Here is a 14,068-nt window from a genome sequence, read left to right on the forward strand (position 1 = left end):
AATGGAGAGTATTCCTTATACCCTTACAGTAAGCCAAATGAATAATCCACCCAACTAATTAAATTTAATTAGCTTCTAGTAATAGCGTGAGAAAAATGCGGATTTACAACTATAAGCAAATACACACCCCCAAATTTGGTTGAGGGCGTGTTATATGTTTTATTTATTTAAATTTTTAATAGCGTAATCAGCTTCTTCTTGTGTAAATTTTTCACCGTGTTCAGAAGTCAGTTGGTCTTTTATCGCTGCTGGTGACATACTCATTGTTTCTTGATAACTTTTTGCTTTTTTCAAAGCATTTTTATTAAAATCTGCTTTTACATTGTCAATTGCGTACTGTGCTTCGTCAGAAGTAAATTTCTCACCGTGTTCAGAAATCAGTTGATCATAAATTCCTTGTTTTGACATGTTCATTGTTTCTGAGTACGATTCAGCCTTTTTTAAAGCGTTTGCTTTCCAGTCAAATTCAAGATTATCCATTGCATATTTAGCAGCTTCTTCGGAAAACTTTTCACCATTTACTGAAGTTAATTGGTCATAAATAGCATTTTTGGACATGCTCATTGTTTTTGCATACGATTCAGCTTTGTTCAAAGCAGACTTATATTCCGCAGGAACATTATCTTCTGCTTTCACTTCTTCTTTTTTTGGTTCCTCTTTTTTCTCCACTGGCTTATCTTTTGCCGATTCAGCAACAGCCGGCTTACTTTCCTTTTTGTTTGAGTCCTCTTTATCCCCATCATTGCCATTGACAGCAGCCCCAATAATAATAATAATAATCGCAATCACCCAAACCCACCATTTTTTATAGAACGGCTTTTTAACTTTTTCCTTTGCCATTATGTACCTTCCCCCCATAAGTTACTAGATTACAATAATAGAAACAATTTTAACATAATTGTAAATTTATTGGAATGCTATTTCTCACATTTATAGTATTAAAGTCTCATTTCTGAATGTCTGATACCAAAAAGTCCTTAAAAAATTTTTTAACTAGATTCACACGTATTAAAATGTGATTCTGTAACCCCCACTATCCATAAAGTTTTCTGTAATGAATCTAATTGTATACTACACCTAACTATAAAAGTTAATTGCCCTTATTTCCCCCCCTGTTGGACGCATAGTTTTGCAAATGTATCGTAGAACGTGTGAGGATTGCAACGAACCTCTTTAATTTTTTGCCATTTCACCTTATTTAATAATTCTCTGCTGTATCCCCGTTTTGATCACTCTAGTACAAATAAAGCCCCACTTTCAACATAATCATGAATAGCAATATATTTTTTTAGATATTCTTTCAATCTGTCTTGTATTGGCACACTAAGCGTTTCCTGCAACTTTTCTATTACTGCTTTTCTATCTTTCAACAGTTTTATATTTTCCATTGTATTTTTTGGAATAAGCTTATGTTTATCTAGAAAATTAAAAAATGCACGTAACGCCACTAAACGTTTATTTATAGGAACTACCTTATTACCTTTGTAATTCTTCATATACAAAATAATATTTTCTTTTATATGTTCCTCTGTCATATGCTAGGTTTTAATTCGGTAATATTTATTCTTATACAGATAAAGAATTTAGAAATGCCTTAAACACACTCATATAATACTGAATTGTATGAGGTCTTAAATTACGCAACTCACAGTCCTTTACAAATAAATCAATAGCATCCTTAATTGTTTCAATATAATACTTAGTTTCCTTTTCTAAAACTGCTAATTCCCTTTCATCTAAAATATTTTGACATATTGCCATATAGCTATTTCCTCTTTCACCAGTGAACACGACCCTGTGAACATGATTTGAAGTAATTTTTGTCGTGTAGCAAACAGCCAATAGATAATTTAAAACCAAACAAAAAACGCCTACCTACATTACTGTAGATAGGCGTTTAAAACGTTGATATTCCTTAATTCTTCTGTAATTGACGATAATACAGAATATCGAAATTTGATACCTGTGGTCGGGGTCGAAAATAGGTCAATCATATTGAGATTAAAAGGTTTTGTACCAGCGTTGTGTAAAATTTGTGTAAAATGATTTGGAGTATAAACCTATACGACAATTGAATAGTTAATAATGTTTCCATATTCCACATGTCCAGAGTGTATATGGCAACTCATTGAGTGTTGGTGAATTTACTTTAAGCTAAATGAAGTAAAAAAATTATTAAAGCAATTATGGTAAAAGAGTAAAAGCCCATTAACTACTCTATTTTAATTTCTACCTCATCATCTCCATTTTTAACTTTGATACTAATTTTCTTATTATTTTTCCTAAACGCCTTCGCAAGGTTGGCTAAATTGGGACCTATATCAACGGTTCGAGTATTTTCATTTTGTTTTCCTCGTATAATTTTTACAAATTTTAAGGGTGACTTACTAATAGATGCAATAACAGATGCAGATATAGAAGCTAAAACACCTCCAATAAACACTTGGTTTGTAGCAAATTCATTTAAATTTACAATTGATAATTCTACAAGTTGATGAATAGAACCATTACTGACACTCTTTATATTTGTTTTTATTAGCCTTGGTATATGGGCATTGTATGGTCCACTATCTATAATTAATCTATAATCTTTATTTGTTTGATTATTTGCAAACTCCCTACTTATCACCTCTGTAGCTACTTTATTTATTATTCTATGAAGACTTAAATTGATTATCGATACTTCCCATAACTCTATTTGATCACCTTCATAGATAATCTCGATAGAGTCTCCCAATTGGATGTATTCCAGGTTACTAAAATCATTCACTTTATAATGCCTCTTTTCGTTGTAAGAAATAATATATTAATATTATTATATGAGTCGTAAAATTTAGACCTTTTCATTTTTACTCTCAAGTAAATTAGTTTAATACAATTCTCGTAATTGCATATAAAGCAAGTTCAAATTATAAAAAATAAACTTACTTCACATAATTTATCCGTATAACCGGTATATAGCCCATTAACCTTACTTCTTTTTTCCAATAGTCTAATTTATTTTTTAAAATAAGCATATCAAGATGATTTAAATCCGGCTTACCCTCAATTATTGGAAGGTTAGTTCTTCTGTCCAGAATAATCCATAAACCTATGTCTTTAATTTCAAATTGATTTTCAGATAAATTATGCTTAAAGATTTTTAACGTCTGCAATGATTGGTCAACTACATAGCTTAACTTTCCGGAAGAATTACCAATCTTTACAGCATAGATTGTTCCATCTTTATACAAATCCATTTCTTCAACGGTAGCAGTACCTACCCTTGTAAAATTGCGATCATAGTTTGTAAAGCCGAACTTTTCTTGCAAATTTAAATTATAATACTTCTCACTATAATATTTTTTTTTCAATTTCTCTTTTATTTTTTCATCTGATAGACCCTGATATATTTTTTCTCCTTTTTCTAAAAGGAATTTCTTTTCAATAAATTCTATATGCTCTTCTTTATCAAAGTCATATTGCTCTTCGTAAATTGTCTCAATTTCTTTTATTGAATCAGCTAAGTAATTTAGATAATCTTCATTATATTTAAACCATTGCCCTTTTGATAGAAGACACCTTTCTTCATCATCTGTATAGTCAATTAAATCTTTAATTGTGTCAGTTCTTACAGAATTTCCGTTCTGATAACTAACTACCTTTATATTTAATATATTTTCATTTAGGTCAAATTCATTTTCATAAGCAAATTTTTGAAGTTCTTCTTGGGTAAGTTCTTCAATTGTTTTATGGTGAGACTTATATGAAATTCTAAAAGTATTATCATTGTGATTAAACGTCTCATTTGTGCCAATTATGTCAATTTCTGAAAAGTTAACTGTATAAGATTCTTCTTTGATTGCCTTTTGAAGCTTCTCTTCTAGCTTATCAATTAAATCATCCTCAATAATTTTACTGAAAACAGGAATTTTCACTTGGTCATCACAATTTAACAATACATCCTCAATAAACATTATTAAATCTACTATAGTCTCTAAAGAGTTTTCACTAATGTTAAACTTGATTGAATTACCAACCTCTATACCTTCTTTAAATAAAGAAAAGTTTTTTTCAAGCTCGACTTTTGCTTTGATTTTAGTAAAGGATTCACCACTATCGAACTCAAAATCATTATAGTTGACATAAGTATTTATTGATTTGTTTTTCTGAGAATTAGGTGTGGTTAAAGCTGTTGTTTTAACCTCTTTGTAATTCAATTTTCTTGCAAAATTAAAGGCAAAATTTCTATCACAATACTTATCTACTAAAAAATAAGAAAAACCAAAAGTTACACTGTAGAAATAATCATTATGCCGAATCAATAAAATAGCTTTCGGGTTAGGTAATGTAGTTTTAATTTCTTGATTAAAAGCGTTAAGTAACCAGTTCCAGTTTATTTCTTTTTCTTCTTGTGGGGATGACACATATAAAGATAAGTTGAAAATTTCATTAACAATTTCCTGTATTACGTTTTCCCTACCTGTGGATTGGTCACCCTCTGATGCCTCTTCTGCTGAATCTTCCAATAATTTATACTCATTCTGCCTTTCTATTCGTAGCGTTCCTACTTCTTCAAGTTTCACAGAAAGTTCTCTTATAAAAACTTGTATTTTATTTTCTGCTATTTTATATATATTTATTTGCCCCATTTATTTATCCCCCTATTAGTAAACAGGCTAATACAATTTACTAACACATTATAACAAATAAGGCTATATATTTACAAAACAATGAGAAAATTGCTAAAAAATAACCTCACCATCAACAAAAAAATGTTGAAGGTAAAGATATCTTTCTGTGACTACCCACTAACTCAGATTGCCGCTGCACTTTATAAAAAATATTTCAAACTTTTTTTCAGCATCTGGTAATACACTACAGTAAATCTTGTTTTCCTTTATAAAGCAAATGTCACAAATTTCTTCTTTCGAGTCTGTAGCTGGTAAATGTATCTGCTCGTTCCATTCATAGTCCTTAATCCGTTTAGACTCACTGAATCCTGCTTTTTAATCATTCCCTTTTAACTGAAATTAAGAGTTGCACATCCAACACAACATTTGTTAATATAAACTCAATAGAACAAACGTTCTCTTTTTTTAGTGGGAGGTGAAAATTATGAGTCTAACCTACACCAAGAAGATCCAAATTGAGTTTTCCAAAAAGGATGAACTGATACTTGATGGTCAGAGCAAAATTTGCAATTGGCTATATAATCAACTATTAGATGCTTGCCAAAAGGATTACAATGAAAATAATAATTCTTTAAAACTTTTAGAGGGGAGAAACCTGCGTAACTACGGAGTCTCTTTAAAAAAGAGTCATCCATTCTTAAACTCCGTCTTCTCTTCTGTGTTAAAGGAACCATCTACAAGATTGCTTACAGCATATAAAAGCTTCTTTAAAGGTGATACTAGATATCCTAAACATAGGAGCTGGAGAAAAAAATGGTTTAGTCTTGTTTTTGATGAGCCAAATAAAGGCTGGGAAATTCTAAAGGAAGGAAGAGCAGTTTCTATTTCATTAGGCAAAGTACCTGGATTACCAAAGCAAAGAGGTAAAAAAAATCCTTCTATTATTGGGAAGTTGAAAGAAAATGTAGAGTTAGGTGATGGAGAAGAATTAAAAACGTTTAGCCTTTGCAAGCAACAAGGCGATAAGTTCTTTGCAATCTTCACCATAGAACGCTGCTCAGAAACAGAAATTGAATTTAAAAAAGCAATGTCAAACTATCGAGTTCAGTGCATTAAGTCTACAAAGTTAAATGAACCCTTACCTCAAAAACCTTCATTAATTAAACAGGAACGCCATATTCCAGATAATATAAAATGGATTTCCTTAGATCCTAACCATAAAAACTTCTTTGTTGGTGTAGACGATGAAGGTAACTCTATTGAATTTAAGAAGCTTTTAATGATTAATTATTGGGATAAAAAAATAGATCAACTAAAAGCCAAACGAGATATTTGCGTAAAACAATACAAAACGAAAAAAAGCAAATACGGAAATTCTTATACAATTCACAGTCCACGATGGAATAAATTAAACTCTGCAGTAAATAGAGCATACAACAAACGTCGAGAACAAATTAAGACAGCGTTGTATTCTATTGCCCATACTTTGTACGATAAATACGATCTAGTTATCATTGGTGACTATACTCCAGCAAATAAACATGCTCCCTTCAAAAATATGAAAAGAAGTATGTTGAACCAAGAACAAATCGGGAAATTCCGTAGCATCTTAAAATGGGTTGCAACTAAACGTGGTAAGTATTATTTAATATCTGATGAATATAACACTACCAAAGAATGCTGTGTTTGCGGATATATGAGAAAAAGAGATCCCCATATCCGTAGCTTTACATGTGAAAACTGTGGGACCCCATTAATGAGAGATATTAATTCAAGTGTCAATATTGGAAAAAAGGTAGGATATAAGTTAAATATTCCTCTTTATAAACACAAGCTTCAAAGCTTCACTTTTATAGGAAAAGCACCATATGGAGCGGAGATTTCTTGGGTGAAAATTAATCTAACATTGCCTTGCTTAGGCTAGTTGAGGTTATCTAAATACAAATAGCCTCAACTATACTTGTGACAACATATGTTGTTCTGCCAACAAGACCATCACACTATTCATGGTCTTGACTTGGGGAAAAGATTTATACTCAGGTGTGACATTTTAATTCCGATTTAGATAGAATTAAAATGATGAGGAAAATCAAAGCAGTCGAACCGACACTTGTTCACTCACAAATACCTTTAATATAAATACAGTATTATAGAAAAGCAATACAAACAAAAAAGACCCTTAAACACATTATATTTGATGTATTTCAGGGTCTTTCACTATTTTGATACCGGTGACCAGGGTCGAACTGGTACTCCCGAAGGAACACGATTTTGAGTCGTGCGCGTCTGCCAATTCCGCCACACCGTTAGTATATCAAAATTTAAAGTCAATGTTAAAAGTGTAGTTGTCCATACGATTAGAAATGCCTTAATACTATTTAAAAGAAACAGATTTATTATATTAATTCTATTGAGATTTAATAATTTTAAAGTAGAGATTTACCTACAAGTTTTTGAATTGTAATTTCTTGAAGATTATTATTTAAATTCATACTAGTAGCTAATCCTAGCTCAACTGTATCGAAAGATTTAAAAAAGCAATCTTCTATAAATATGTCTCGTATTATTTTCACTTTTTCTATTGTATAATTTATTATCTCTGTATCAGCTTCCATCAATTCTCTAAAATTTAATAAATCAGTTACAGTAGGAGTTGTATGATGTAATAATTCTGAGTAATCAGAATACAAGTTATTTAATTCCTCCTGTTTTAATACAAAACCCTCTAAGCGTTCTTTCATTTTTCTTTTTTCATGTTTTCTAATTGAACTTTCAGCCAATTCTGGACGATGTAATCCATATAAAATTCTATATAGTTTTTCAACTAACAGCCTTAACATTACGTCAACTAAGTATTTATCATTTAAAGTGATTATTAATAGCAATCTACTTCCATAACTTTTAAATTCTTTAATTAAGTTAAAGTAATTCTTATCTTGCATTTCTACTCTATCAAAAGCATTACAAAGAAAAAAGATATCATTTATTGTTAAATATAACTCTTTTAATTCCTCTTGTTCTTTTAATCTTTGAAAAAAGCTCGGGGCTTGTTCTTTTAAATAATCTAAATAGTTATTGTAAATCCAATCATAACTCATTTTTGCTTCTCACTATGATTTCTGGAATATTTATTTATTATTTTAGTAACATTTGCTGACTCATTATTTATTAACTCTTTAGTAATAAGTAAATCCTCTATGTATTCTTTAAAAGTTTGAACATTATATTGTAACATTTCAATTTCAATCTCTTCTATTTCTCTTATTAGCTTAGCCAATAATGCTGTTCTACTTATATACAAATAATCTTTAATCTTATTTTTAACCTTAAACTTATCAACCAATTCTTTAATGTCACTATTCCTTTTAAATAATTCTTTTGATAAAATTGATGGAATTAAAACTGCATAAAAGTACATTTTTAGTTGCTCGGGATTTTGCTCTTTGTAATCCAACGTTCTAACTTTCTTCCACAAAAATTTCACTTTCAAGCACCTCAATCCTATTTATTATCTCATCACATATACCAGTTATAATTTCATTGAGCCTGTCATCATTTCTATCCACTATAGTTTTTTCAAATGGTGATGTGGAGAGTTTATGAGACTCATTAAATTTACTTTTGAATATATGGATATTATTTTCTAAAACTATTTCTGTGAACTCTAATCCATCCATATAATCCTGTTGTTTTGGTTTTCTACTTAAGTCTACCCTAGTCCATATAACTCCAAGATTTTTTGGTTTAAAATTTTTAAAAATACCATTTCTTTGACTATGAATGATATCTTTAACAACTCTTTCTAGCAAATCTACACCTAACACAGAGTATGCATCTGGTACGGCAGGAACTAAATAGTAATCACTTATATAAAAGGACATTTCCGTGTAAACAGAATATGTTGGAGGACAGTCTAAAAATATATAGTCGTATTCATTTTTTAAGTTTTTATCAATTATGTAATCCATTAGTTTATTCGGTGTACTTGAATTTTGTTGTCTTTGTAGAAATATAGTTTCTAGTTCACCTGGTATTATATCTAGATTATCCGATAATTTTAAAATCACATGTTTTTCAGTCATTCCTACCATGTCTTGTTTAAATATATTATCAATAGAACACTTATAATCTACCTTACCTTCCTCATCATAGAAGGTTGTTTGTTTGTCAAATTTCTCTAACAAAGATTGAGTTAAATTAGATTGTGGGTCAATATCTATTAATAAAACTTTTAATGATTCTCCATTATCATACTGATAACGCTCAGAGAGATATAATCCTACCTCTTTACAAAGTGTAGTCTTCCCGACTCCACCTTTCATATTTATAAAAGAAATTATTTTAGCATGTTTCTCCACTTTTACACCCCCATATTATTACTTTGATTATATAATAGATAATAAATTTAATCATTAATCATTAGAATACTAGATTTTAAGACTATGTGTAAATATGATTTCCAAACATATCTTTTCTAGAACAATCCTCCAGCACATTTACATATTCTACTAAAAATATTTATCTAGATATTACTTAAGACAAATATTTGCATGTAAAATAGCCTTAAATGACTATATTATCATTTATTTCACACGGTTAACTTCTTTAGTAAGAGTGCAGGAGTGGAAGACCTCAAGCATATTCACTATAACTGACGTCTGTTTTTGGTGAAAAGTACTACGACTAAAAATGAAGGAGACACCCTTTTATGAGTGCCTACAATGTTTTTTCATATTCTTTTACTATTTTGTAAAAGGATTTCATTTTAATGTCTAACAAGGACATAAATTCAACTCCTGTATTCTCTTTTCTTTTCCATTTAGGAAAGTTGCCATCCAAATTTTGTCTTTTTTCCTTTTCAATGTGCTTAGATTTTAATTTCGGTATACCTAGATGCTTCCCTTTTGCTTTTGCAACTGCAATTCCTTCAACTTGTCGTTGAAGAATATTGTCACGTTCATGCTCACTTACAAAAGCTAAAACTTGTAAAACAAGGTCAGATTCTAACGATCCTAATTGGTCTTTAATATCAAGTTGTATCGAGTAGAGGCATATCCAATACTTTTATATCTGCTTTGATGCTTTGCGTAATATCTATGCACATATAAAAAGTTTGCATACTCTTTATAAACAATATCTAATGGGTATTATTACTTCCCTTAAAGGTATACCTATATAAACACATATAGAACCTCACTCTAAAAATCGGTGAAGTTCTAAAAAATTTTAAAACTTATTAAACAATTTTACATTCTAAACTTGTACTGTTTGTTCCTTTCCAATTATACTGAAACTTGTAATTCCATTTAAGATTAATTGAATGCCCTCTGATAAAACTTCATTTGAATCGGGAAAATCAAATTGAGCCTCCCCTTTTTCTACTAGGGTTTCACTTGAAAAGTCTGTTATTTTAACTATTTTGTCAATAAGTTCTGTATTTTCCTTATCAACAGTTACTTTTAATGTGAAGCTCTTTTGTAATTCATTAGCAATTATATCATTTATTTCCCATAAATCGGTTCTATCCTCTATTTCTTTATTAACCATTCCTAGTATTTTATCAGATAATTCCACTGGCATACTCTCACAAAAATCTTTTGGTGCTTGTGGCTCTTCATTAAGATGTGCATACATAAGTGCCATTTTACCTTTATCAAAAATTAATCTACCTGTAAATAGGTGATATAATGTACATCCAAATTGATAGATATCGGTCCCCTCTACGTGTTTTTCCCCTTTCCATTGTTCTGGTGCAGAATAAGGAGGTGATTGGAAGTCGTTTACAGTATGTGTCCTAGTTACAGCATCAATAATTCTTGCTAAACCAAAGTCTCCAACCTTTGTCACACCAAATAAGGAAATAAAAGAATTTAATGGCTTTATATCTCTATGTAAAATTCCCTGTTTATGTGCATAGTCGATAGCTCTTCCCATCTCCCAAGCTATTAATAAACAAATATGGTAATACGTCTCCTCATCAAGTATGGATTTAAAACTCTTAATAAAAGTCTCAACATTCATTCCTTCAACGTATTCCATTACTATATAATAATCTTTTTCTTGAGTGTCGTTTTCATAAATACCATAATCCAATATAGCTACAATATTGGGGTGTCCCAATAAGCGTGCCCCTATTTTTGCTTCATCTTGAAAAACTTTAATTGCACTATCATCATTATTCAAAAGTATTTGGCTAACTGTTTTGATTGCAACTTTCCTATCCAATACTATATCTTTTGCAACCCAAACCTCTCCCATTCCACCTCTAAATAATAATTGCAATAGTTTATATCTTTCGTTCAATATACTGTTTGTAATAAACATTAAATTTTCTCCCCCTTAAACTTTCACGTAATTCTGAGTTCAGTTCTATATGCTATTTACAACATAAATTATACATATATAGTTAAAATTTTCAAAATGAAATTGATAGATTTTTGGAAAAATTATATCTTATACGCACTCTAATAGTATCTAATTGACATGAATTTATAGCTTATGAATTTGATTTTTTAAACGATTGTAATGGCAGTTTACTAATTTTGATAAAACTTCTCTTTTATGTAGAAAATCCCCATCAGAGATGGAGGTTTAATCCTTTTACTTATGATAGATATACTTAATTGAGCATATATGTTCGTGTTTTATTAAGGATAATTGTTGTTTTCAACTGAAGTCTTATGTTTAGGGGATTTGTGATTCACGATGCGGGAGAATCGCATCTTTATGTTGGATTTTTTTTGTGAGGTAGATTACATTGTATCTTCAACATTATCTATTGTTTTTAATGTTTCATGAATCTCATTAGCGTAAGTACCATTTAGTTCTTTTATTCTATCCACTCCTGATTTGTTAGATTATGACTTTGAAATAATGGTTTATCCTTTCCACCAAGTTGTTCTAACAATGTATCTTTAAATTTCGACTTTCATTTCAATGCCCTTAAATAAGCATATTGTAAGTGTTTATTCTGAATTGTTTTTGATAATTCTCTTGCCGTATACCAATCAATTTCTTTTTTTGTCGCATTAATGTAAATTCTATTGCATCATAAACATATTCAATTCCAAGTGATTCAAAATACTCTTTTTCCTCTATATTATAACCCTTGATTTGCTTCGATTTTGCTTTCGGCTTAAACAGCAACTCATTTGATTTAACATCATACCTCTTCTAAGTTCACGTTTGAAATCATCGATTTTTTTGCTTCTAAAACATGTAATGTTTCATGCTTTCCCAATGTGAGCAGCAATTGTTACATTTGATATTTTGATAACTTTTGATTTAGCCATATCCTTTAACACTAATTCTAGATTTTCTTCTAATCTAGCATATTCAATATGTACTGTATCCCAAAAAATAGCGTGACCATTAACTTTGTATTTTCCATCAAGATTTTTGTAATAATCCTTCTGTTCATTTGCCAAAAACTTTCTACAAGGAACATACAGTACATCATCAACTAATGCTCCCATTTAAATATTTTGACCGTAATTTGAAGCCATTTTTCAACTCTTGTTCACACAGATAATGAGAAGCTATTGATTGGAAAACATTCTCTCCAACTCTTCATCAGAGAGTAGTCTTTCACGGTATTTTAAGTCATTAGGTATCATATTTATTAAGCATTTATTTTTCAAGCTGTCCAAATACAATGCCGATTGAACTAACGCACAATGCTCAAAATCACCCTCAACATCTTCAAATGAAACATACTTTTCAAGAAACGTCATCGCATCTTCAATTGTTCATACACCCATTGATTATCACCTTCACTTGCAAAATCAGAATTTAAATAGCTAATTTCTCTAATTTATAACCGTATTTCCTTCGTTCAACACTTTCACTATCTTGATTATATAATTTAATATGTAGTGATGTTTCACCGTTTCGTTTAGGATATAGCAAGCTGTTATTTTTCAATCCCTCCAAACTCATATTTTGCAAATGCTATTATGTTCAAATTCTATTGCATATTTTAAAGTGTTGAGATAAAATCCTTCTTAATTTCGTTTTTGGGCTTCGATATCTTTAGTTCAAATAAATTTAAAATGGAATCAAAAGGATTGTAAGTTGAACCGTATCATTCTTTCTGTTCTGTGTCTAGATTTCTTAGATAATCAATATAATTGTCATTTTTTTTAAACATCAAAAAAGTCAATACATTGATTGCTCAATGCATTGACTTTTTTGTTTTCTTCGATCTATTGATACCGGTGACCAGGGTCGAACTGGTACTCCCGAAGGAACACGATTTTGAGTCGTGCGCGTCTGCCAATTCCGCCACACCGGCATAGTATGGAGGCGGCAACCGGATTCGAACCGGTGGTAAAGGTTTTGCAGACCTCTGCCTTACCACTTGGCTATGCCGCCATACTTGGAGCGGAAGACGGGATTCGAACCCGCGACCCCCACCTTGGCAAGGTGGTGTTCTACCACTGAACTACTTCCGCGTACTGGGCTAGCTGGATTCGAACCAACGAGTGACGGAGTCAAAGTCCGTTGCCTTACCACTTGGCTATAGCCCATTAATACTATTTAAAGTTTTAATTATTTATAAAGTAATGGGGCGGATGATGGGAATCGAACCCACGAATGTCGGAACCACAATCCGATGCGTTAACCACTTCGCCACATCCGCCATGGCAGGGGCAGTAGGAATCGAACCCACACTGAAGGTTTTGGAGACCTTAGTTCTACCTTTAAACTATGCCCCTGTTTTTTTAAATGGTGGAGGGGGACGGATTCGAACCGCCGAACCCGGAGGGAGCGGATTTACAGTCCGCCGCGTTTAGCCACTTCGCTACCCCTCCACAAAATAAAAAATGGTGCCGGCCAGAGGACTTGAACCCCCAACCTACTGATTACAAGTCAGTTGCTCTACCAATTGAGCTAGGCCGGCTAAAGAATGGTGGCTCGGGACGGAATCGAACCGCCGACACATGGATTTTCAGTCCATTGCTCTACCGACTGAGCTACCGAGCCTTTACATATTCTTATGTATAATGGCGGTCCGGACGGGACTCGAACCCGCGACCTCCTGCGTGACAGGCAGGCATTCTAACCAACTGAACTACCGGACCAAAATAGTTTCAAGAGTACTTGAAAGTATTTTTAATTGCGGAGGCAGGATTTGAACCTGCGACCTTCGGGTTATGAGCCCGACGAGCTACCAGACTGCTCCACCCCGCGATAATAATATGGTGGAGGATGACGGGATCGAACCGCCGACCCCCTGCTTGTAAGGCAGGTGCTCTCCCAGCTGAGCTAATCCTCCAGTTTTTATAATATAATTAAATGGTGACCCGTACGGGATTCGAACCCGTGTTACCGCCGTGAAAGGGCGGTGTCTTAACCGCTTGACCAACGGGCCAAAGTTAATTATGGCGGAGAGCAAGGGATTTGAACCCTTGAGACAGCTCTTAACCGTCTACACGATTTCCAATCGTGCTCCT

General features: G+C 32.0%; 12 protein-coding genes, 15 tRNA genes and 1 pseudogene (1 of these 28 only partly in view). 1 reads left to right on the top strand and 27 read right to left on the bottom strand.

Annotated elements, in window-relative coordinates:
* Positions 1-159: 159 nt before the first annotated feature.
* The 5 genes from NST63_RS20245 to NST63_RS20265 all read right to left on the bottom strand — a co-directional run bounded on the left by NST63_RS20245 (position 160) and on the right by NST63_RS20265 (position 4,631).
* A complete protein-coding gene (locus NST63_RS20245) occupies positions 160-840 on the bottom strand; it encodes an Ltp family lipoprotein (RefSeq protein WP_341043560.1) in 681 nt (226 codons plus the stop codon).
* Between the two features lie 389 nt (positions 841-1,229).
* A complete protein-coding gene (locus NST63_RS20250; RefSeq protein WP_341043561.1) occupies positions 1,230-1,535 on the bottom strand; it encodes a hypothetical protein in 306 nt (101 codons plus the stop codon).
* 31 nt (positions 1,536-1,566) lie between these two features.
* Positions 1,567-1,761, bottom strand: coding sequence for a hypothetical protein (locus NST63_RS20255; protein WP_341043562.1), 195 nt, complete (start codon positions 1,759-1,761; stop codon positions 1,567-1,569).
* Between the two features lie 451 nt (positions 1,762-2,212).
* Positions 2,213-2,770, bottom strand: coding sequence for a hypothetical protein (locus NST63_RS20260; RefSeq protein WP_341043563.1), 558 nt, complete (start codon positions 2,768-2,770; stop codon positions 2,213-2,215).
* A 154-nt stretch (positions 2,771-2,924) separates the two neighbouring features.
* Positions 2,925-4,631 (bottom strand): DUF6119 family protein, encoded by a 1,707-nt coding sequence (locus tag NST63_RS20265; RefSeq protein WP_341043564.1) that lies wholly within the window; start codon positions 4,629-4,631, stop codon positions 2,925-2,927.
* Positions 4,632-5,097: 466 nt separating this feature from the next.
* Between NST63_RS20265 and NST63_RS20270 the strand changes: the two genes are divergently transcribed.
* Positions 5,098-6,537 (top strand): RNA-guided endonuclease InsQ/TnpB family protein, encoded by a 1,440-nt coding sequence (locus NST63_RS20270; protein WP_341043565.1) that lies wholly within the window; start codon positions 5,098-5,100, stop codon positions 6,535-6,537.
* 305 nt (positions 6,538-6,842) lie between these two features.
* On the opposite strand, the gene NST63_RS20275 is transcribed toward NST63_RS20270, so the two are convergent.
* The 22 genes and pseudogenes from NST63_RS20275 to NST63_RS20380 form a co-directional block, all read right to left on the bottom strand.
* Positions 6,843-6,921, bottom strand: a tRNA-Leu gene (locus NST63_RS20275).
* Positions 6,922-7,039: 118 nt separating this feature from the next.
* Entirely contained in the window at positions 7,040-7,711 is a 672-nt protein-coding gene (locus NST63_RS20280; protein WP_341043566.1) for a hypothetical protein, read from the bottom strand.
* Positions 7,708-8,103, bottom strand: a complete 396-nt coding sequence (locus tag NST63_RS20285; protein WP_341044243.1) for a hypothetical protein — start codon at positions 8,101-8,103, stop codon at positions 7,708-7,710. Before NST63_RS20285 ends, NST63_RS20280 begins: the two co-directional genes overlap by 4 nt.
* Positions 8,072-8,971 (bottom strand): ParA family protein, encoded by a 900-nt coding sequence (locus NST63_RS20290; RefSeq protein ID WP_341043567.1) that lies wholly within the window; start codon positions 8,969-8,971, stop codon positions 8,072-8,074. Before NST63_RS20290 ends, NST63_RS20285 begins: the two co-directional genes overlap by 32 nt.
* Before the next feature lie 358 nt (positions 8,972-9,329).
* Positions 9,330-9,708: pseudogene (locus tag NST63_RS20295) on the bottom strand (recombinase family protein); the annotation flags it as partial.
* A 158-nt stretch (positions 9,709-9,866) separates the two neighbouring features.
* On the bottom strand, positions 9,867-10,937 hold the full coding sequence (locus NST63_RS20300; RefSeq protein WP_341043568.1) for a serine/threonine protein kinase: 1,071 nt from the start codon (positions 10,935-10,937) through the stop codon (positions 9,867-9,869).
* Positions 10,938-11,839: 902 nt separating this feature from the next.
* A complete protein-coding gene (locus NST63_RS20305; RefSeq protein ID WP_341043569.1) occupies positions 11,840-12,088 on the bottom strand; it encodes a hypothetical protein in 249 nt (82 codons plus the stop codon).
* A gap of 63 nt (positions 12,089-12,151) precedes the next feature.
* On the bottom strand, positions 12,152-12,346 hold the full coding sequence (locus tag NST63_RS20310) for a hypothetical protein (protein WP_341043570.1): 195 nt from the start codon (positions 12,344-12,346) through the stop codon (positions 12,152-12,154).
* Between the two features lie 478 nt (positions 12,347-12,824).
* A tRNA-Leu gene (locus NST63_RS20315) sits at positions 12,825-12,906 on the bottom strand.
* 6 nt (positions 12,907-12,912) lie between these two features.
* A tRNA-Cys gene (locus NST63_RS20320) sits at positions 12,913-12,986 on the bottom strand.
* Between the two features lie 5 nt (positions 12,987-12,991).
* Positions 12,992-13,066 (bottom strand) — tRNA-Gly (locus tag NST63_RS20325).
* 3 nt (positions 13,067-13,069) lie between these two features.
* A tRNA-Gln gene (locus tag NST63_RS20330) sits at positions 13,070-13,141 on the bottom strand.
* Between the two features lie 37 nt (positions 13,142-13,178).
* Positions 13,179-13,254 (bottom strand) — tRNA-His (locus NST63_RS20335).
* 2 nt (positions 13,255-13,256) lie between these two features.
* Positions 13,257-13,330 (bottom strand) — tRNA-Trp (locus NST63_RS20340).
* Positions 13,331-13,341: 11 nt separating this feature from the next.
* Positions 13,342-13,426, bottom strand: a tRNA-Tyr gene (locus tag NST63_RS20345).
* A 13-nt stretch (positions 13,427-13,439) separates the two neighbouring features.
* Positions 13,440-13,515 (bottom strand) — tRNA-Thr (locus NST63_RS20350).
* 7 nt (positions 13,516-13,522) lie between these two features.
* A tRNA-Phe gene (locus tag NST63_RS20355) sits at positions 13,523-13,598 on the bottom strand.
* A 21-nt stretch (positions 13,599-13,619) separates the two neighbouring features.
* A tRNA-Asp gene (locus NST63_RS20360) sits at positions 13,620-13,696 on the bottom strand.
* Positions 13,697-13,731: 35 nt separating this feature from the next.
* A tRNA-Met gene (locus NST63_RS20365) sits at positions 13,732-13,805 on the bottom strand.
* Between the two features lie 9 nt (positions 13,806-13,814).
* Positions 13,815-13,890 (bottom strand) — tRNA-Val (locus NST63_RS20370).
* Between the two features lie 21 nt (positions 13,891-13,911).
* A tRNA-Glu gene (locus NST63_RS20375) sits at positions 13,912-13,986 on the bottom strand.
* Between the two features lie 11 nt (positions 13,987-13,997).
* Positions 13,998-14,068, bottom strand: a tRNA-Ser gene (locus NST63_RS20380) (it continues 22 nt past the right edge of the window).

The organism is Heyndrickxia sp. FSL W8-0496 (genome assembly GCF_038007825.1).
Taxonomy (GTDB): Bacteria; Bacillota; Bacilli; order Bacillales; family Bacillaceae_C; genus Heyndrickxia; species Heyndrickxia oleronia.